Origin of the sequence: Bartonella schoenbuchensis R1 (genome assembly GCF_002022685.1) — a bacterium.
Lineage (GTDB): Bacteria > Pseudomonadota > Alphaproteobacteria > Rhizobiales > Rhizobiaceae > Bartonella > Bartonella schoenbuchensis.
In genome coordinates this window covers 418,405-439,335 of the sequence record NZ_CP019789.1, presented here as the reverse complement: position 1 = coordinate 439,335, position 20,931 = coordinate 418,405, and the positions used below count along the sequence as shown (strand labels likewise).

Genomic DNA, 20,931 nt, shown 5'->3' with positions numbered 1-20,931 from the left:
TCATGAACGTTCTTCTTATTGGATCAGGTGGACGAGAACATGCTTTAGCATGGAAAATAGCAGAGTCACCGCTACTTACAAAATTATATTGCGCTCCTGGAAATCCTGCAACAATAGAATTAGGTGAAAATATTGATTTAAACATCAATGATCACTCTCTTGTTATTAATTTCTGTAAAGAACACTCTATTGACCTCGTCATTGTTGGACCAGAAGGACCATTGGTTGAAGGTATAACTGATTCTCTTAATGCTGCTGGCATCTGTGTATTCGGCCCCACTCAAAAAGCAGCTCAATTGGAAGGCTCAAAAAGCTTTACAAAAGATTTGTGTTACAGAAATAACATTCCTACAAGTATCTATCAATGTTTTAACAATGCTTCACAAGCTAAATCTTACATCCGCCAACAAGGCGTCCCTATCGTTATTAAGGCTGATGGCCTGGCCGCTGGTAAAGGTGTTGTTGTAGCTATGACAATGCAAGAAGCCTTTGATGCCGTTGATGCCTGCTTTGAAGGCACATTTAATGATGCAAAAAAGAAAATTGTTGTCGAAGCATTTCTGGAAGGTGAGGAAGCGAGCTTCTTTTGTCTTTGTGATGGTACAACCGCCATCCCTTTTGGATCAGCGCAAGATCATAAACGTGTTGGTGATGGCGATACTGGAGCCAACACTGGTGGCATGGGAGCCTATTCACCAGCTCCAATTATGACTGAGGAAATGGTTAACCGTACTCTTAAAGAAATTGTCGAACCCGCTTTGCGTGATATGTCCGCAATGGGAGCTCCCTTTAAAGGTATTCTCTTCACCGGATTGATGATAACCCAAAAAGGGCCTGAATTAATTGAGTTTAATGTACGATTTGGTGATCCTGAATGCCAAGTTTTAATGATGCGCTTAAAAGATGATATTTTATCACTTCTCCTTGCAGCAGCTCAAGGAAACCTTAAAAATAAACACATTCAATGGTCTGAAAAAACCGCTCTAACAGTTGTTATGGCTGCTAAAGGCTACCCAAATGCTCCTCAAAAAGGCAGCATTATCCGCAATGTCGACAAGGTAAACACTCTTCCTGATGTAAAAGTTTTCCAGGCAGGCACAGCTCTCCATAATGGAGAATTAATCGCTAATGGTGGACGTGTTTTAAATATAACAGCAACAGGAGAAACTGTTGCACACGCACAACAACGCGCCTATGAAGCTGTCGATTGTATTGATTGGCCACAAGGCTTTGTTCGCCGGGATATTGGCTGGCGTGCTATTGCACAAAAAAATTAGACCTTTTGAGCTCTTTTTTGAAGTGAGGTATTTCACACAGTAAAAAAATTAATCTATATCAATTTACTGTAAGACAATCCGATTGGTGATCATTAAACGTAAACCTAATGAATCACCACAACGGAGTAAAAAGCCCTTTCCCCTAGAAGATGGTGATGTCATATAAAAAAATTGACGTAAAATAGAATGATCTTTGATAGTGATAATATTCTTATCTTCACAGATCATAAACATTGGTAGATTATAAATCTTTCCCCATAACCGCCAATCTAAAAGAACATTATTCAAATCTCTAGAAACTAAAAGTGGAATACAAGCTTCTTCATCTGTATGGAGCAATTCTAATGCGACAGCTTTTTCTCCTGTAAGAGTTTCTACTATACGCGCTGCAATTCCTTTGAAGTGATAAACTGGAATCAAACGTGACAGACTGGAAGGATTATCAACTTTCAGAGAAACACTGCGTTCATTCAACGAACAAATCATGTGATTTCCCGTTTTTGACACAAAGTATGTCACCGTTTGTGGCAAATGGCATGGATCTAACCGAAACTCAGACCCCACTTTTGCCCGATTAAAACATTGATTAGCCATATAGTTTTCCCAATTCATTTCAATAAAACATACTCTATATAATATCTTTTTCTCATTGAATTATTAAGCTTTAGGTAAAAATTGTTTTCTTTTCAGTTATCAAAATCCCAATAAGAATAGAAAAATATTCATCATTTTTAATTTATAATACTTTGCCAGGATTCATAATTCCTAAAGGGTCGAATGTTTTTTTAATCGCTTGCATAATTTCTAATGAAACGGGTGATTTAAAAGTACGCAGTTCTTTCCGCTTGAGCTGCCCAATTCCGTGTTCAGCAGAAAATGTACCTTGATAATGCATCACTAAACAATGGATCCGATCATTCATTTGTGAATATAATTGCAAAAATGATGCAGTATCAGCCCCTATGGGTTGTGTAATATTATAATGGAGGTTCCCATCACCCATATGACCAAAACACACCACCCGCGCACCTGGAGCAATCTCTTCAACAATAAGAGCAGCTTCAGCAATAAAGTCAGGAATGGAGGCAATAGGTACAGCAATATCATGTTTAATAGACCCTCCTGCTAACTTCTGCGCTGGTGACATATTGTCACGCAATTGCCAAAAAAATCTTGCTGTTTTAACGATTGTGCAACAACTGCATCCTGTATAATATCATCCTTTAAAGCTGTTTCTAAAATAACATTTAACACCGACAGCGCTTCATCATCACTACGTGACGATGAAATATTAATTAAAACATACCATTCATGCTCATGTTCAAAAAGTGAATTAGCATGCATCGTATAATTTAAAGCCATTTGTAAGCTGAGTTTTCCCATAAGCTCAAAACCAGTTAACAATGGCCCTCCATAACACTGAGCAAGGGATAAAAATTTAAGAGCATTAGCTGGACTGCGTAAACCTACAAAAGCAACTGCCTTCCCTTTAGGCTTTGGAAAAAGCTTTAAAACCGCTGCAGTAATAACCCCTAAAGTCCCTTCTGAACCAATAAAAAGGTCTTTCAAATTATAACCGCTATTGTCCTTTTTAACAAAACGCAAATCATCTAAAATACGCCCATCAGGCAAAACAACTTCCAGACCAAGACAAAGCTCACGCATATTACCATAAGCTAAAACAGCTGTCCCTCCGGCATTAGATGAAAGATTGCCCCCTATTTGACAGGAACCTTCTGAGCCTAAAGAAAGAGGGAAAAAACGATCTATTTTATCTGCCTTTTTTGTAAGGTATGTAAAATAACACCAGCCTCCACAACAGCAAAATTACCCTCAGGACTAACTCGAATTTTGTTTAAACGTTCCATAGATAAAACAACACTACACCCACTATCATCTGGCTGTTGAGCACCCACAAGACCAGTATTTCCTCCTTGAGGTACGATTGGTGTGCGTGTTTTGCTGGCCAAACGCATAATAGATGATACCTCATCTGTTGAGGATGGACGTAAAAGTAATGGCGTTTTTCCATAAAAAAGTCCACGATTTTCAAGCAAATATGGTGCAATCAAAGATTGATCTGTGATAGCATTTGCAGAACCAACAATTTTTCTAAAACACTCAATTAAATTCTGCTCCACCTTCATTTTCCTCTCGGTGCTGCAGCACGCATTAAACGGTCATTAATAGCTACACCTAATCCGTAAAATGGAATAGACTCCACTGCAATACATCTCACCTTTAATGAATCCAACTGTTTCATATAATCAAACAAATGGAATGCAGCTTCTTCCAATTGACCACTTTCACTTAAATTTAAAATAGAGATAGCATTTTCAGCACCTACAATGCGCTTAGGGCCAAATGCTAAAAGTGCTTCGTCGCTCTCCACCTTTTGTGCATTTAAACGCACCAAAGCATTAGGAGCATAATGTGATTTTAACATACCTGGTGCCTCAATTGCAGCACGCTGATCTAATTGTTTTAAAGGTTGCCCTGCCACTTCTTCAATTTCTTCAGCAGTTACCCCACCAGGACGCAATAGATAGATATTTTTATCACAAACCTTAATAATCGTTGATTCAAGCCCTATCTTAGAAACTCCTCCATCAATAATTAAAGGCACTGATGCCCCCAAAGATGCAAATACAGATGCAGCTGAAGTGGGACTAAGACCTCCCGATTGATTTGCACTAGGAGCTGCTAAAGGTCGACCAAAATGTTGAACAACTTCTGCAAAGCCGCCAACAGGAAAACGAACAGCCAATGTATCAAGACCAGAAGTCGTTAAAGGATGAATATTATGATTAACCTTTAATGGTAAAACTAAGGTCAAAGGCCCTGGCCAAAATGCTTCCATAAATCGACGTGAAAGCAGATCAATTTCCACATAATGTTCTGCCATAACAATGCTACTCACATGAACAATAAGAGGATTAAATTGTGGCCGCTTCTTTGTGGTAAAAATAGAAGCAACTGCTTTTCCATTAGTTGCATCACCAGCCAATCCATAAACAGTTTCTGTTGGTAAAGCCACTAATTGGCCCTGCTTCAGAACCTCAACCGCTTCTTTTATTGAAGCACTGTTTAAAGGTAGGATTGTCATGAAATATCATCCTTATAATCTTCTTTCAGTGGTGCAAAACTATAACGATGCAATCCTAAAATGGGCCCATATTTAGCGATAGCCGTACGATGTGCTACTGTTGCATAACCCACATGTTTTTCTAAACCATAACTTTCATAAACCCGCCCAGCACATTCCATCATTCGATCACGTGTTACTTTGGCAACAATGGATGCTGCCGCAATTGAAACCGAACGCTGATCACCTTTTATCAAAGCAGTTGCTGGACATAGCAAATGGGGTGGAATATCACGCCCATCAACCAATACATAATGAGCTGGAATGGAAAGCCCTACAACACAGCGGCGCATTGCTTCTAAAGTTGCTTTCCTAATATCAGATTGATCAATCACACGGGCGCAAATACTCGCAACAGAAATTGCCAACGCATTTTGCAAAATTTTACCATAAAGTTGATTGCGCTGTTGAGCAGAAAATTTCTTTGAATCATTCAACCCTTCAGGAATGTGGTTTTTATCTAAAATAACTGCTGCTGTTACCACAGGTCCAGCTAAAGGCCCTCGTCCAACTTCATCAACACCTGCTATATAAAAGAAGCCTTGTTTGTGTAAATCCAATTCGTGCGAAAAATCTGGCTGAAGTGGCACATTAAATACATTTGACAAATTGCGAACACGACGAAACATATATTTATATTTGCATTACCACCTATTTTCCGCAAGCCCCACAGTAAAAATAGCTTACTCCAACATTTTTTAGCTCTCAAACAACATGATAACAAAAAATCAAGTATAGGGGGAGCGTTAGTTTTCCAACCAAATATTATTTATACATCTTTACATGCCTTAATCAAACCTAGAAAACAAACACGAAAATTCCATTGATTATCTCCCACTCTTGTACATGATGAGGTTATTACAACATCAATCATCTCAATAAAAAACTCTGTGAAAAATATACTCAAAATTCTTTTATTTGTTTGTTTAAAAGAGGCTTTAAAGTTTCTCGTGTAAACACTTCCACCCTCTAAACAAAAAACTATTGTGATGATAATCTCAAGTAAAGAGCATTCCCATGTCTTTTACCTACACAACATATTATTGCTAACATCATTTTTTTAAAATACGTATCACTCGACTAGAAAAATTATTTTAAGCTACCCTTTTCAAAAGCCGTAAAGGAATTATTGCTCTTTTCCAAAATGTATTTGGATATGAATAAAGAATTAATATTAAAGAGCAGAAACATAAATTCGTTAATTATCACTATAAACAACAACCCTTAATGTTCACATTGCTTATCAAAACCTTCCTACAGTCATAATTGATTTCACAAACCAATTTGGATGTGCTGATTTGATAAGGAAAGCCGCTTTTTGAGCTGCTTGTTGATCTTTAAAAATGCCAAAGCAAGTTGCGCCTGAACCAGACATACGAGAAAAAAGAGCTCCACTTTCATCTAATGCATATAAAACCTCAGCCAATTGAGGTGCAATTTTTAATGCAGGAGCAAAAAGATCATTACGCGTTTCTTGTAAAGCTTCAACCAATGAAAAAACTGTTTTTAAAGCTGCTGGATCAATTTTTAAATGAGGATGATCGCGCTTTTCTAAGGCCTGAAAAATAGCGGATGTTTCAATTTGTTGACCATGATTTACCAATACCATCGCAATAGAACAAGCTTCTTTTAGTCGCGTTATATCACCGCCAATTCCTTGGACAAAAAGCGGTTGCTGATATTCTAACGCAAAAAGACACATCGGTACATCAGCACCAAGTTCTAAACTAATTGCCGCTAATTCTTCACAAGAACAATCAAGATTCCATTGCCGGCGCAATATACTAAAAACCCCAGCAGCATCTCCTGATCCACCACCAATACCCGAAGCAACAGGTAACGTTTTAATAAGCTGAAAAAAGGCAGGTCTAGCATTTTCAGGAAATATCTTGCGCATCAAATTGTGGGCGCGGACAACTAAATTATCTGAATAAGAAACAAGCCCATTAGCAAAGGGACCTTTTACAATAAAGTGATCTTTTGTAAAAGGTGTATAACTTAAACAATCACCACTAAGACTAAAATAGACCAAACTTTCTAATAAATGATAACCATCAGCGCGCTGACCCACAACGTGCAAAGCCAGATTCAACTTAATAGGTGTTAAAAGATGAAAACCCTCTTTAAGAGAAGCCTGCGCACCTGATATCATTTAACGTAATATTCACCTGTACGAGGATCTTTCACAAGAGTTCCTTTTACATCTGTACGTGATTTAACTCTTGTATGGCAAACACGTTGCAACACCCAGTGTAACTGGCGCCTAAATAAATAATAAATATACAGAATCATCACACCAATGAAACTGAATAAAATAAGTCGGATCATTTTAAATCCCTTTTCCTCTCGCAATAGCTTCTAAGCAAAATCGCCAACCAAATTAAATGTAAATAAAATGGTATTCTAATTACAAACCATACCGTTGCCAAAGTGCCCGTTCTTCTGCTGCCATCCATGCACTATCAACTGCTGTATAAACCATATCAGCAGTAACTCCCGAAGGCATTTTAGGCCCAAAAAAACTTTTGGAAGGAGAAATTAACCGAAGCTTTGTATCATAACCAAACCGGTCTTTAATAACAGAGCGTACATCACCTAACTGATCAACCAAGCCAAGCTCAACACCTTTCTTTCCACTCCAAAACATTCCTGTAAAAATATCTGAATCATCTGATAATTTCGATGCACGCCGTTCTTTGACCAAATCAATAAAAGTTTGGTGAACTTCAAGTTGCAAAGATTTCAAATGTTCAACGCCCATCTTCTTTTCTGGCTGAAATGGATCTAATACAACTTTGTTTTTTCCTGCTGTATAAACACGCCGTTCCACACCAATTTTCTTCAAAAGCTCAGGAAAACCAAAAGAAGCTGAAACAACCCCAATAGAGCCCACAACAGAAGAAGGGTCAGCAAAAATTTCATCCCCAGCGCAAGCAATCATATAACCACCTGATGCTGCTACATCTTCAATAAATACGAGAACCTGTTTATTCTTCTCATTTGCCAAATCTCGAATACGCTGAAAAATGAGACGTGATTGTACAGGTGAACCACCGGGAGAATTGATAATTAAAACAACAGCTGGTGCTTTTTTATCGGCAAAAGCCTTGTCTAAAAGGGGGGCGCATCTACCTAGCGAAAGCGTACGAGCCATAAATGAATTTGAATCCATAATTGCCCCATGAAGTCGTACTACAGGAATTTCAAGTTTACTGGAAAGAAAACGACGTGGAATAAGATTTTTAACACTGTTAATCAAAACAAAATCTCCCTATAAGAAATCGAGAAAACATAACTCGAAAATAAATAAAAAGCTTAATCCAAATTTAAAAAATAAGCTAAAAAACACAAGACATCATTAAAAAAGTTCCCACAAGCTTATACACCCATTATTGATTGCATCAACCCGTGGCGAAAAAGCATGACCTTCATCTTCATGCACAATTAACGCCGGCAATATAGATAAAGCTGCTCGACTTCCCCGTTTTGCATAAAATAACATACGAGTTGCGGCCGCTTTAGCTCGAGAATGAACAGGAATTACACATATATTACCAAAACGCCCCTCTAAAGCGTGTAATATATCATTAAGCGATTGGGGACGTGCAATCAACCCTAGATATCCACCTGGTTTAACAATTGCAGCTGCACTGCGTAACCAATTGTCAAACATTGCTTCAGGCATAACATGTGCCTCAGACTTTTGTTCATCAGGTGTTTTACGATCCATAGGATTATTAAAAGGTGGATTCATAATCGCAAAATCAAAAACATTATCCATTAAACCTGCCTTTAAGCGTGCATTGCCTTTTAAAGCAATATCTGCTTCTAATAAACACACTCGGCTAGCTAGTTCCTTATTTTGTTTTAGCGCAAGCGTTTTTTGAGCATAAGATATCATAAAAGCTGATCGTTCAACTAATGTAACGTGAGTTTCTAAACAACGTGCAGCAACTGCTAATCCCGCTGCGCCTGCGCCTGCGCCTAAATCGACAACCTTTCCTTTAAAGTTATCAGGAACCAGACCAGCCAACAACATAGCGTCCATACCAGAACGATGCCCCTGCAAACGTGGTTGAACTAAGTAAAACTTCCCACGATGAAATTCATCAATTGTCTCATCACTATGATTCGTCGCGCTATCCATCTGTAAGCCTAATATTGATCTTTATATTGCCCTTCTTCCAATTGTAATTAAATTATCTTAATTTCAAAATTATTGCCTTATTATAATAATTATATTCCCTAAGCGTAGAAAAAACACTCTTCTAAATATTTAAAAAACTTCTACTTCAAGGCAGTATCAAAGCTTGAGTCAAAAGTAATCCCGCTTTATGCTACGAATAGAAAATAAAGCTTATCTATATTTATTAAAAATACTCTAGGAGTAAACCAATTGGGTGCTATCATAAAACAAGACTATAAAAAAAATAACCAGGTTTCTTCCCAAACTCTCATCAACCTCACCAAAGATAATATGGAACGTGTAAACCAATTAATTATCTCTATGGTTCAAGCTGATGTCGAAATGATCCCTGAAATTTGTAATTATCTTATTTCATCAGGAGGAAAACGGCTACGTCCAATGATTACACTAGCTGCAGCTGATATGTTTGGATATCAAGGTGATGGGCATATAAAGCTTGCAACAGCAATTGAGTTTATGCATACAGCAACTTTATTACATGATGATGTAGTTGATGAAAGTAATCTCCGCCGTGGAAAATCTACTGCACGAATGATTTGGGGAAATAAAGCAAGTGTACTTGTTGGTGATTTTCTTCTAGGACAAGCTTTTAAAATGATTGTAGATGTTGGCTCTATGGAAGCGCTCACTATTTTAGCAAACGCCGCAGCAATTATTGCTGAAGGAGAGGTCATGCAGCTTGCCGCTGCCCAAAATATAGAAACCACTGCTTCAGATTATCTTAAAATCATTAATGCAAAAACAGCCGCACTTTTTTCAGCTGCCGCTGAAGTTGGGCCAATCATCGCTGGTTATGGACACGAAGAACGTTTAGCATTACGCGAATATGGCACATCATTAGGGTTAGCTTTTCAATTGGTTGATGATGCACTTGATTATAGTGGCAATGCTGAACATTTAGGAAAAAATATAGGAGATGATTTCCGAGAAGGCAAAATTACTATGCCCGTTATCCTCTCATATACACGCGGTAATGCAACAGAAAAAGCATTTTGGAAACAAGCTCTTGAAAACAATAATAATAACGATGAATCTTTAGTACACGCACAACATTTAATGGAAAAATATGATAGTCTAACTGATACAATAGAACAGGCACGCATCTATGGAAAACAAGCAATCGACGCTCTTTCTCCAATAAAAGAAAACCCTCAAAAAAATGCATTCATTGAAATTGTTGATTTTTGTATTGCACGTATAAACTGATTATTTGCAAGAATAATAATATTTTCTACAAAGAAGCCTAATATGTTTATAAATCGTATCATAAATTCATGATTTTTAGAAGGATGAGCTCTATGCACTGTGCAATAAGGCCCTGCTTTTTTACTCTCGCTATAGCGGGAATCGTGCTGATGTCCTCACCCGTCTATAGCAAAATCGATTCAGCTATTGATGCACGATCATTTACAGGTGCCTATCTAGCAGGGCGAGTTGCAAATCATGAAAATGAAACTAATCTTGCTATTAATTATTTTAAACAAGCACTCACCTATAACCCCAATAACATTGATGCACAAAAAGAAATCTTTGAAGCGATGCTTTCAGTAGGTGCATTTAAAGAGGCTGTCAAACAAGCAAAAAAATTGGAAGCACAAAATATTAGCCATCCTTTTATTTCCCTGACATTGTCAATAGATAACCTCATCAAAAAAAATTATAAAGACGTTAAACCCCTCCCACAATTAAAAACATCTCCTTCAATCAATAACCCGGCGTTTGACGTGATAAGCGCTTGGGCTACATTTGGATCAGGTAATCACTCTCAAGCAATAGCTGATCTTAAAAAGCTTTTAGGGCCTATTTGGTATAATCTTTTCATCCACTACCACCTCGCTCTTATGAGTGATCTGGCAAAACGCCCTAAAGAGGCAAAAAAATATTTTATGCAAGCATTAAACAATCAACAAGGTGCTATGGTCTCTCCTGACACCTATGAACGTATTATTATAGCCTATGCTTCATTCCAATTGCGTCAAAAAATGCGTAGCCAAGCTATTCAAACTATTCAGAACGGCGAAAAGATGTTGTCAGGTCGAGAGATACTTAAAAATATCCGACAAAAAGTTGAAAAAGGCGCTAATTTAGAAAATCCCGTTAAAACACCTCAGCAAGGAGCGGGTGAAATATTGTATGACTTTGGAACAACACTCAATCGAAGAAAATCAGAACATGTTGCCCGTATTTTCAAACAATTATCTCTAGCCTTATATCCTCAAAATGATGCTACATTGTTCCAACTAGCAAACGTCTCTGCTAAATTGAATGACCCTGATCAAGCAATAAAACTTTATCGCGCTTTATCACCCCACTCTCCTTATTATAGAGAGGGACAATTGCAGCTCGCATTAACCCTTGCCAATAACAATCAACACACTGAAGCCATTAAGTTATTAACATCATTAGAGAAAAAAAATCCCAATGATCGCACTATTTATATAGCGCTATCTGCTATTTATATGCAAAAAAATAACTTTGCTGAAGCTGTTAAAATTATGGATCGTGCTATTATACAAACGGTAGATTTTCAAAAAGATGATTGGAAACTCTTTTATCAACGTGGCATCGCATTTGAACGTCTAAAACATTGGACAAAAGCCGAAACTGATTTACGAAAAGCACTGGAATTATTCCCTGATCAGCCACACGTACTTAATTATCTAGGTTATACACTTATTGATCGTAATCAAAAACTTGAAGAATCATTATCCATGCTTCAAAAAGCTTCAGCATTACAGCCAAAAAATGGTTACATTCTTGATTCTCTAGGATGGGCCCATTATAAACTAAAGCAATATAATCAGGCTGTAAAAATATTGGAAACTGCCGTCAAATTACAACCTCAAGACCCAACATTGAATGATCATTTGGGTGATGTTTATTGGAAAGTTGGGCGCAAACGTGAAGCAGTATTTCAATGGAATCATGCTATTGATGGACAGCCAGAAAATTTAGAAAAAATCAAAGAAAAACTGAAATTTGGTTTGCAAGACACAACAACGCTTGACCATGCAAAGCAATAGACAGTAATAAAGATTAAATTTCTTTGATTTATCTACTAATCACATATTAAGAGTATCAAACGTGAATTTCCCTGAGTATCTCAATCCTGCACGTTCTTTTCAAGGGCTCATTTTAACTTTGCAAAATTACTGGGCTCAATATGGATGTGCAATTCTGCAACCCTATGATATGGAAGTAGGCGCTGGGACTTTTCATCCAGCTACAACGCTGCGTTCATTAGGACCACGCCCTTGGAAAGTGGCTTATGTCCAGCCTTCCCGGCGTCCAGCAGATGGTAGGTACGGTAAAAATCCAAATCGTTTACAGCACTATTATCAATTTCAAGTGCTTCTCAAACCCTCTCCTCCAGATTTACAAGAGCTTTACATTAACTCTCTACAAGCTATTGGCCTCGATACAAAACTGCATGATATTCGTTTTGTCGAAGATGATTGGGAAAGCCCAACACTTGGAGCTTGGGGACTTGGATGGGAATGCTGGTGCGACGGAATGGAAATCTCTCAATTCACTTACTTTCAACAGGTTTGCGGCATTGAGTGTATGCCAGTTTCAGGAGAAATTACTTATGGGCTTGAACGCTTAGCAATGTACATCCAAGGAGTCGACAACGTCTATGATCTTAATTTTAATGGTTTAGATGGCGCAAACAAAATAAGTTATAGAGATATTTTTTTACAAGCAGAACAGGAATATTCACATTATAATTTTGAGTTTGCTGATACCAAATTGCTACATCAACATTTTATTGATGCAGAACGCGAGTGTATCGCACTTCTTGAAGTTGGAAAACCAAACAAAGAAAATAGCTACCATCAATGTGTTTTACCAGCTTACGATCAATGTATTAAAGCTAGTCATATTTTTAATCTTCTTCAAGCACGCGGTGTTATCTCTGTAACCGAAAGACAAAGTTATATTCTTCGTATCCGTGATCTAGCACGCCGTTGTGGTGAAGCCTTTCTATCAACTGAGGCTGGTCAAGCTCATACGAAAGGTGAAATCTAATGTCTAATCTTCTTCTCGAGCTCTTTAGTGAAGAAATCCCTGCTCGGATGCAACGTAAAGCTGCTTCTGATCTCAAAAAATGTGTTACTGACCAACTTGTTCATGCAGGATTAACTTATAAAGCTGCCTGTGAATATTGGACACCCCGCCGGTTAACATTAGATATACGTGGTCTTTCTACAAGCTCACAAGATACCCACGAGGAACGCAGAGGTCCCAGCACAAAATCACCACAGCATATGATTGATGGTTTTTTGCGTGCTACAGGCCTTAATAATATTTCTGAAGCACATATTGTACATGATAGTAAAAAAGGTGATTTTTATGTCGCTAAAATCACCAAAAAAGGTCGGGCTGCAGAAGAAATTATTGCTGATATTTTGCCTGATATTATCCGTAATTTTCCATGGCCAAAATCCATGCGTTGGGGCCAAGATTCAGCCCAAACTGGAGCCTTGAAATGGGTCCGATCTTTACAAAATATTCTTTGTGTTTTCGGACCAGAAATTGGGGAAACACACATCGTTCCATTTACAGTTGGCTTTCTTAAAAGTAATAATTTAACCTATGGTCATCGTTTCTTAAGTGATGGAAAACCTATCCAAATACGCCGTTTTGATGACTATGTCACTCTGCTTGAAGCTCACAAAGTTATTCTGGATACAGAAAGGCGAAAAAATATTATTTTAGCAGATGCTCAAAATCTTTGTTTTGCCAACGGTTTAGAGCTTGTTCAAGATAATGCGCTTTTGGAAGAAGTCGCAGGACTTGTTGAATGGCCTGTTGTCCTTATGGGCGATTTCGATAAGACTTTTCTTGATATTCCTCCAGAAATTATCCGCTTAACCATTCGAGCTAATCAAAAATGCTTCGTCACTCGCAAACAGGGGGAAAAGATTAAACTATCTAATCATTTTATCCTCGTTTCTAATGTTCTTGCAAATGATGGTGGTAAAGAAATTACCAAGGGTAATAGTAAAGTTGTACGCGCTCGTCTTTCCGATGCACTTTATTTTTGGCAAACAGATCAGCATGATTTACCGGATATCGCGCATTTGAAAGATTCTGCTGCAAAATTTGATCTTGATTTAAATAAACCTCTTGATCAGCGAATAGCACAGCTAGATTATTTGAATGTGACCTTCCATGCCAAGTTAGGGACGCAAGGTGCAAGGGTAGAAAGGATTGCTGCTTTAGCACAAAAAATTGCACCTTTAGTGCAAGCAGATCCTCTACTGGCAAAACGTGCAGCAATACTTGCAAAAGCTGATCTGCAAACAGGAATTGTTGCCGAATTTCCTGAGCTACAAGGGCTGATGGGGCGAAAATATGCACTTCTCCAAGGAGAAGATCCCCACGTAGCTGAAGCAATCGAAGATCACTACAAACCTCTAGGACCAACAGATCGAATCCCGTGTGAACCTATCGCTATAGCAGTTGCATTAGCTGACAAAATTGACATACTTGTTGGTTTTTGGCTTATCAATGAAAAACCAACCAGTTCAAAAGATCCTTATGCATTAAGGCGAGCAGCACTAGGAATTATAAAGCTTGTGCTTTCACGTGATTGGAAAATTAACCTTATGCCCCTCTTTGATCAGGCGGTGGATCTTTTTTTACAACAAAAAATAAAATATACCTCCCCAAAAATAGAAGCTAAACAACAACAAAATACTCTTTCAGAAACAAAAAAAGATATTTTATCAGATCTCTTGTCATTTTTACATGAACGCTTGAAAATTTATCTTAAAGATGAAGGAGCTCGTTATGATGCTATTGAAGCAGTTTTAACCAAAGATGCTGATGATTTTTTATTAGTTGCACGTTGTATTGAATCACTCATTGTTTTTATCAACACAAATGATGGAAATGATTTTTTAGCTTCTGTAAAACGTGTCGTAAATATTCTTGAAAATCAACCATCTAAAGATATCACAACAATAAACACACTTAACCCTGAACTTTTTAGCGAAATAGAAGAAAAACAATTATATCAAGCAATCATTGACGCAGAAAAAAAGCTTCATGATCAGACTAATGCAACTAATTTATCACTTGCACTCAATGCCCTTGTACCACTTAAAAAACCTATTGATACATTTTTTGAAAAAGTATTAGTAAACGATAAAAATTCCGCTATTCGCGCTAATCGTCTTGCTCTTCTTGAACGTATCCGCTTAATCACACAAAATGTCGCGGATTTCTCGAAGCTTGCAATCTAAAACCTAACGTTCTTTCAATTTTAAAATGATAAAAATATTTTTGTTATTTTTGAAATGCTTTTTATACCGAAAATAGCTCAAAAAAATAATAAACTACTTGTTAATAGTGCTTTAAATAATTTCAAAACAGTAAAAATCAAATAGAAATTACACTTTCTAATAAATTGGTAAAAAAGTTTAGAAAACATAAATCGAGATAAGTAAAAGTCAGAAATTCTTGATCAACCTCGAAAAATAAAATCATACTCAATAGATGATTTAGATAATTTTCTGTTTGATAAAAGCACTAGTTCTTGGAAGTTTACGCAAATCTACTTCCCCAAAATCTTTGCTCCTAAAAAACTAGCGCTTTAAACTCTTCAAACAATATTAATTAAGGTACTCTTTCATTTTAGAAAGAGATTCTTTAGTGAGAGATTTTTCAATAAGGTCTTTAGATTCCTTGAAATCTAATTCCTTATTAATAAGCGTACGTGAGGAAGAAATTGCTAAATCAATAGCAGAAAGAGAAACAACTCGAATTGCATCTGCTTCTGCTTGAGCAATTTTTTGTTCTACCATTTTTTTGCGATTTTTAACATATTCTTCTGTTTTTGTGCGAGCTTCAGCAACAATAACTGAAACTTCATTCTTAGCAGAAGCAATAATTTCTTGAGCATTTTTTTCTGCTTCTACACATTTGCGCTGACATTCAGCCAATATCTCCTGCGCTTCTTCACGAAGACGAAGAGCTTCATCAAGTTCATCCGTGATACGCTTTGTTCGCATATCAAGACTACGCGCTACCATAGTTGGAACTTTAAAATAAACCAAAAGAGCTAAGAAAAGAACTAATCCAATAAAAGCCCAAAATGTATCAGTCATCCTTGTGATTCCTTACAGCTCGTAGCTTTAACAGTTAAATTGACAACTTCTTCACTCACATCAATATCAAGCAATTTCTTAACAATTTCACGAGTTACTTCCTCTGCAATTAAACCAACATTTTGCATAGCTTTATCTCGAATTTCTGCTATTTGATCTCCAGCAGTTGCTAGCTTTTTCTCTAATTTTTTTTCAACTTCTTTTCGTTCAAGATCAGCCTTTTCTTTAATTTTATCTCTTGCCTCTTGCACTACAATACGCGCCTGTAAACGAGCTTCTGCTAGTTTTTTCTCATAAACTTCAATCACAGTATCTGCTTCTTGCTTCATGCGCATAGCCTGATCTAAATCAGATGCAATTCGATCACGACGCGTTTCAATAACATTTCCAATACGGGGTACAATCACCCGAGCAATGAAGAGATAAAAAAAACCAAAAGAAATTGCCAACCAAAAAAGGTGAGAACTAAAATGCACAAAATCAAAAGGCGGAAACACGCGGTTTGCGTGCTCTACCGCATTTTCAATATGTTCCATGGGCGTTTCAGCAGCTTGTGCATAAGCACTGGAAATAAACATCCTATTTATCCTTCAAACAACTACCTCAGGCCCTTTATTTAGAACCTATGATAACTGAGTCATTTCCCTTGTATTAAAAAACGCAAGACTATGTCTGCTCTTTGCACAAAAACAGACATACCTTTTTAAATTGGTTAAACTGCAAAAAGAAGCAAAAGAGCAATAAGCAACGAAAAAATACCCAAAGCTTCCGTCACAGCAAAACCAAAAACTAAACGACCAAACTGACTATCTGCTGCTGATGGATTACGTAAGGCACCAGAAAGATAGCTACCAAAAATATTTCCCAGCCCCAATGCTGTCCCAGCCATACCAAAACAGGCAAGACCAGCGCCAATATATTTTGCTGCAAGTGCTAATTCCATGTTATTCTCCTTTGAAGTGAAATTGCATTGTTTGACTAAAATTCATTATTTACTAGTGCCCCGGGTGAACAGCATCACTAAGATACATACAAGTTAAAACCGTAAAGACATAAGCTTGTAGAAATGCTACCAAAAATTCAAGAGCAGTAATTGCCACAGTCATAATGAGAGGTAAAATAGAACCACCAATACCTATAACCCCTACCCCAACCATTGAAACAATAAAACCAGAAAACACTTTAAGCGTGATGTGACCAGCAAGCATATTAGCAAAAAGACGAAGTGAAAGACTAATAGGGCGAGACAAAAAAGAAATAAGCTCAATCATTGTGACTAAAGGTAAAATCATAACAGGCACACCACTAGGCACAAAAAGTTTTAAAAAACAAACCCCATGTTTATAAAAACCATAACCAATCACCGTCAAAATAACTAACATCGCCAATGAAAAAGTGATCATAATTTGAGAGGTAATAGTATAAAAATAAGGAAAAAGACCAATAAAATTAGCCACCAAAATAAAAATAAATAATGAAAATACTAAAGGAAAAAAACGCATTCCCTGTACGCCAGCTGATTCACGCAAAGTCGACGCTACAAATTCATACGCCATTTCAGAAATAGACTGCATACGCGTTGGAACCAATCTACGACTTGATGATGAGAGAAAAAGAAATACTGAAGATAAAACAACCGTAACGACTATAAAAAATGATACATTCGTAAACGATAAATCCATATTTCCTATAGAAATATTAATCAGCCGTGAAACCTCAAACTGATGAATAGGATCTGGAGCGTGCGCTGTCACTTTAACCTCATTTATTAAATTTATCGACCCTTTTATTCTGATGCGATACGCTATTTTTTCCTAATTGACTAGGAGCAATGTGCCCTAAAGACCGAAGAATATTTACTATACCAGAAGTAAACCCAAGAAAAAGAAAAAATATCAATCCCCATGGCAACAAACCTGTTAGCTTATCAAATCCCAACCCTAAAACAATACCTACAATAACACTTGCCAGAAACTCACTCGACAACTTAACAGCATGCCCTACCTTGTTTTGTGACTCTCTGTTCTCATTTTTAAGATCCTGTTTCTTTAATGCTTTCTTACGCATTAAAGCCAATCCCAAATTTTGACTACGCCATTCTAAATCCTCTAAATGAAAAGAATCTCTTTGCTTTTTCTCTTCAGCCTCCTTTTGTGGCACAACGGGTTTATCGCCCTTTGCCATAATTGGCTCCTTAATCAAAAGCAAAATCAAAATACATCTAAAGCTTCCTGCAACATATTGTTACTAAATTCATTCGTCAAGCTACCCAAAAGCGTCTATCACAAGGATTTTTATCAATAAATAAAACAATAATGATTTATCATCGAAAAATATAATAATATGACTCAACTCCTGATTAACACTACGCACTCTATAATAGGCATACCAATTTTATCAACTTTAACTATCAAACAATAAGGTAGCTATCTTATAGAACCAATAAATTGCATTTCTGCCCTCACTTTAAAAAGTTATATTATTGTTTGTTTATTTTACACATCCATTTTTGTTTCAAAAACTTAACAAATCAAAGCAAAGCCTCTTTAAAAGCGAGTTATTAAATGTCCATTTAAACCTTTAAAAAGTCTAAAAATGACTCAGAACATGAAGGAAATTGTTACTTTTTTCCATCATGCAAAAGGATTATCAGATGTTCGCAGTAATAAACGGATGGGCACCCCTGGCATATCAAATGTATCACGCAACCCATTAGACAGATAACGCAAATATGATTGAGGCATTGCATCTGACCGTGAACAAGAAATCATAAACCCCGGAGGACGTGTTTTAATTTGTGTTATATACTTAATCTTAAGTCGACGCCCAGAAACCGCCGGTGGTGGATGGTGTGCAACTATAGTTTCAAGCCAGCGATTAAGTTTCCCTGTAGGAATACGACGATTCCACACACGATGAATCATCATGATATTTTCCATAAGTTTATCAATTCCTTTACCATACTGGCCTGATAAAGGGACAGCTCTCAAACCACGAACCTGAGGAAGAAGACGAGCACATTTTTCATGTAAATCAGCCAATACTTCTTGGCAATTTTCAATAAGATCCCACTTATTGAAAGCTATAATTGGAACTCGCCCCTCACGAATCACAAGATCAGCAATTTGTAAATCTTGCTTTTCAAAAGGCATGGTTGCATCAAAAACAATCACCACTACTTCCGAGAAACGGATTGCGCGTAAAGTGTCTGCAACAGAAAGTTTTTCTAACTTTTCTTGAACTTTTAATTTTCGACGCAACCCCGCAGTATCAAAGAGTTTAAAACAACGACCACGCCATTCCCAATCTACAGAAATAGAATCACGCGTAATACCAGCTTCAGGCCCTGTCAGTAAACGATCCTGCCCCAACATACTATTGATCAGTGTTGATTTTCCAGTATTGGGGCGACCAGCAATTGCTATCCGAATAGGTTTGCTTTCATCGTAAACAAAACCTCTTTCTTCCAAATCGTCAAAATCATTATCCAAAGACACACACCGCGTAAGAGCACATTCTTCTTCTTTTACTTGCTCAAAAGCTTTATCTTTACCAACAGCATTTACAATTGCATCACGAAGATCCGAAAAGCCCAGACCATGTTCAGCAGATATTGCGCAAGGCTCACCTAAACCTAAAGACCATGCCTCATATCCTCCTTCTATTGCCATTTTTGACTCAGATTTATTGACAATAAGCACAATCGGTTTTCCCGACTTGCGAACCAATGAAGCAAAACTGCAATCACTTGGTGTTACCCCGCTCTTTGCATCAAGTACAAATAGGATAAGATCCGCTTCTTTAATAGCAGCCTTTGTCTGAAAAAACATACGACCTTCAAGTGTTTGATCACTTGCATCTTCTAAACCAGCTGTATCAATTACATTAAAACGTAAATCTTGAAGCCTTGCCTCATGGACACGCCGATCACGTGTTACACCTGGCTTATTATCAACCAAAGCCAATTTTTGCCCAACCAAACGATTAAATAATGTTGATTTCCCAACATTGGGCCGGCCAACTATAGCAATGGTGAGGCTCATTAATTTACCCCTTATTCACCTTTCTTTCAGACTGAATAAGCTCAAGCATAATTTTTGCTCGATCAATTATTTTTAGTCCTAAAACATTTTCTTCAGAAATTTTTTGAAAATAATAAATCGCATCATCTATCTTGTTAGCTTTATAAGCAGCTAAACCTAAAACTTCTCTTGCAGACATGCGCATAGGGTCGATATCATTTGCCATATCGTTGACACGTTTTTTTACATCATCAAATGTGCCTATATCAACTAAAATATAAGACGCTCGAATTTTTGCAACTCTCTGTAATATCTGCGGTGCATTCTTATCAGCCGCAACCGCATCAAAAACCTCTACTGACTTAACAGCATTGCCTTGCTGCATCAGCAAAGAAGCTTCACGTAAACGAGCAAGAAAAGGATACCCTCCAAAATCAGATGTTTTGACACTCTCTAATTGATTCATCGCCTCATCAAATTGAAGTGAGTCCGCCAAATTAAGACTTGTTATAAATGTATCACCAATCTTGCTGGCTTTATTCATTTGCCCATAATGATAAATTTGATAAACAGCTATCGCTAGTACAAAAATAATAGCTGAAACAATAATCAAGAAACTATAACGCCCCCAAAAAGCACGGACTTTTTCCTGACGGAGCTCTTCATTAACTTCACGAATAAAACTATCGTATGACATGCACCCTACCCTGGAAAGAATTTTAATTCCTACACTATTACGTATAAATAAACAAAGATAGAGCCCTATCCACCAATAATCTTTATTTTGTCAGTTGATTGATTTAAAATTAACATATACTCTTATCAACTGTTTTTATAACTATACCGAACTAAAATCTCTCGCGATTATCTTTTGATTGACATGAATTTTACGCATCTCACTCCTATTGAAATGCGTAAAGTTACTTTCGATCACTTCAACTCTTGTTATACATTAACGCCATATTGCTAATTTAAAACAAAAGCGAAATATTTGGCCCATACTGCTTTATATCACCTACTAGATAATTGCAAACATACTAATAACAACCGAATATAATCACCTTAATATCTAACACGCATAGATTATATGCCAATTTCGGGTAGCATTGTTTAGCTGTATTAACATTCTATGTGCACATTACAACTTCTAAAACCTTAAAATAAC

18 protein-coding genes and 1 pseudogene are annotated in these 20,931 nt (G+C 37.1%); 5 read left to right on the top strand and 14 right to left on the bottom strand.

Annotation, left to right across the window (positions count from 1 at the left end; all coding sequences use genetic code 11):
• Positions 1-2: 2 nt before the first annotated feature.
• The gene (purD, locus tag BscR1v2_RS01740) at positions 3-1,277 is read left to right on the top strand and encodes a phosphoribosylamine--glycine ligase (protein WP_078689503.1); all 1,275 of its coding nucleotides are present in this window, start codon (positions 3-5) and stop codon (positions 1,275-1,277) included.
• Positions 1,278-1,340: 63 nt separating this feature from the next.
• Here purD and BscR1v2_RS01735 read toward each other — a convergent pair whose 3' ends face one another.
• The 7 genes and pseudogenes from BscR1v2_RS01735 to BscR1v2_RS01700 all read right to left on the bottom strand — a co-directional run bounded on the left by BscR1v2_RS01735 (position 1,341) and on the right by BscR1v2_RS01700 (position 8,569).
• On the bottom strand, positions 1,341-1,871 hold the full coding sequence (locus BscR1v2_RS01735) for a DUF6101 family protein (protein WP_078690295.1): 531 nt from the start codon (positions 1,869-1,871) through the stop codon (positions 1,341-1,343).
• A gap of 142 nt (positions 1,872-2,013) precedes the next feature.
• Positions 2,014-3,418, bottom strand: a pseudogene (locus BscR1v2_RS01730) (FAD-binding oxidoreductase).
• A gap of 2 nt (positions 3,419-3,420) precedes the next feature.
• Complete coding sequence (locus BscR1v2_RS01725) at positions 3,421-4,383, bottom strand: L-threonylcarbamoyladenylate synthase (protein WP_078689502.1); 963 nt, start codon at positions 4,381-4,383, stop codon at positions 3,421-3,423.
• Complete coding sequence (locus BscR1v2_RS01720; protein ID WP_078689501.1) at positions 4,380-5,051, bottom strand: ribonuclease HII; 672 nt, start codon at positions 5,049-5,051, stop codon at positions 4,380-4,382. The genes BscR1v2_RS01725 and BscR1v2_RS01720 overlap by 4 nt, the downstream gene beginning before the upstream one ends.
• A gap of 614 nt (positions 5,052-5,665) precedes the next feature.
• Positions 5,666-6,574 carry a 4-(cytidine 5'-diphospho)-2-C-methyl-D-erythritol kinase gene (locus BscR1v2_RS01715; protein ID WP_078689500.1) on the bottom strand — a complete coding sequence of 303 codons (909 nt, stop codon included), beginning with the start codon at positions 6,572-6,574 and terminating at the stop codon, positions 5,666-5,668.
• 255 nt (positions 6,575-6,829) lie between these two features.
• A complete protein-coding gene (locus BscR1v2_RS01705; RefSeq protein ID WP_078689499.1) occupies positions 6,830-7,681 on the bottom strand; it encodes a S49 family peptidase in 852 nt (283 codons plus the stop codon).
• A gap of 99 nt (positions 7,682-7,780) precedes the next feature.
• The gene (locus BscR1v2_RS01700; protein WP_078689498.1) at positions 7,781-8,569 is read right to left on the bottom strand and encodes a tRNA1(Val) (adenine(37)-N6)-methyltransferase; all 789 of its coding nucleotides are present in this window, start codon (positions 8,567-8,569) and stop codon (positions 7,781-7,783) included.
• Positions 8,570-8,818: 249 nt separating this feature from the next.
• Between BscR1v2_RS01700 and BscR1v2_RS01695 the strand changes: the two genes are divergently transcribed.
• From BscR1v2_RS01695 to glyS, 4 genes are all read left to right on the top strand, one after another.
• The gene (locus tag BscR1v2_RS01695) at positions 8,819-9,835 is read left to right on the top strand and encodes a polyprenyl synthetase family protein (protein WP_078689497.1); all 1,017 of its coding nucleotides are present in this window, start codon (positions 8,819-8,821) and stop codon (positions 9,833-9,835) included.
• 92 nt (positions 9,836-9,927) lie between these two features.
• Positions 9,928-11,652, top strand: coding sequence for a tetratricopeptide repeat protein (locus tag BscR1v2_RS01690; protein ID WP_078689496.1), 1,725 nt, complete (start codon positions 9,928-9,930; stop codon positions 11,650-11,652).
• A 61-nt stretch (positions 11,653-11,713) separates the two neighbouring features.
• Positions 11,714-12,658: a glycine--tRNA ligase subunit alpha gene (locus BscR1v2_RS01685; protein WP_078689495.1), complete on the top strand. Its 945-nt coding sequence runs from the start codon at positions 11,714-11,716 to the stop codon at positions 12,656-12,658.
• Entirely contained in the window at positions 12,658-14,880 is a 2,223-nt protein-coding gene (gene glyS, locus BscR1v2_RS01680; RefSeq protein WP_078689494.1) for a glycine--tRNA ligase subunit beta, read from the top strand. The genes BscR1v2_RS01685 and glyS overlap by 1 nt, the downstream gene beginning before the upstream one ends.
• A gap of 369 nt (positions 14,881-15,249) precedes the next feature.
• Here glyS and BscR1v2_RS01675 read toward each other — a convergent pair whose 3' ends face one another.
• From BscR1v2_RS01675 to BscR1v2_RS01645, 7 genes are all read right to left on the bottom strand, one after another.
• The gene (locus tag BscR1v2_RS01675; protein WP_010703457.1) at positions 15,250-15,744 is read right to left on the bottom strand and encodes a F0F1 ATP synthase subunit B; all 495 of its coding nucleotides are present in this window, start codon (positions 15,742-15,744) and stop codon (positions 15,250-15,252) included.
• Positions 15,741-16,322 (bottom strand): F0F1 ATP synthase subunit B, encoded by a 582-nt coding sequence (locus BscR1v2_RS01670; protein ID WP_078689493.1) that lies wholly within the window; start codon positions 16,320-16,322, stop codon positions 15,741-15,743. Before BscR1v2_RS01670 ends, BscR1v2_RS01675 begins: the two co-directional genes overlap by 4 nt.
• Before the next feature lie 134 nt (positions 16,323-16,456).
• Entirely contained in the window at positions 16,457-16,687 is a 231-nt protein-coding gene (locus tag BscR1v2_RS01665; protein WP_007477984.1) for a F0F1 ATP synthase subunit C, read from the bottom strand.
• A 52-nt stretch (positions 16,688-16,739) separates the two neighbouring features.
• A complete protein-coding gene (locus BscR1v2_RS01660) occupies positions 16,740-17,498 on the bottom strand; it encodes a F0F1 ATP synthase subunit A (protein WP_078689492.1) in 759 nt (252 codons plus the stop codon).
• Between the two features lie 7 nt (positions 17,499-17,505).
• Entirely contained in the window at positions 17,506-17,928 is a 423-nt protein-coding gene (locus BscR1v2_RS01655) for an AtpZ/AtpI family protein (protein ID WP_078689491.1), read from the bottom strand.
• 449 nt (positions 17,929-18,377) lie between these two features.
• Positions 18,378-19,787 carry a ribosome biogenesis GTPase Der gene (gene der, locus BscR1v2_RS01650; RefSeq protein ID WP_078689490.1) on the bottom strand — a complete coding sequence of 470 codons (1,410 nt, stop codon included), beginning with the start codon at positions 19,785-19,787 and terminating at the stop codon, positions 18,378-18,380.
• 4 nt (positions 19,788-19,791) lie between these two features.
• Positions 19,792-20,463: a DUF2659 family protein gene (locus tag BscR1v2_RS01645; RefSeq protein WP_078689489.1), complete on the bottom strand. Its 672-nt coding sequence runs from the start codon at positions 20,461-20,463 to the stop codon at positions 19,792-19,794.
• Positions 20,464-20,931 lie beyond the last annotated feature (468 nt).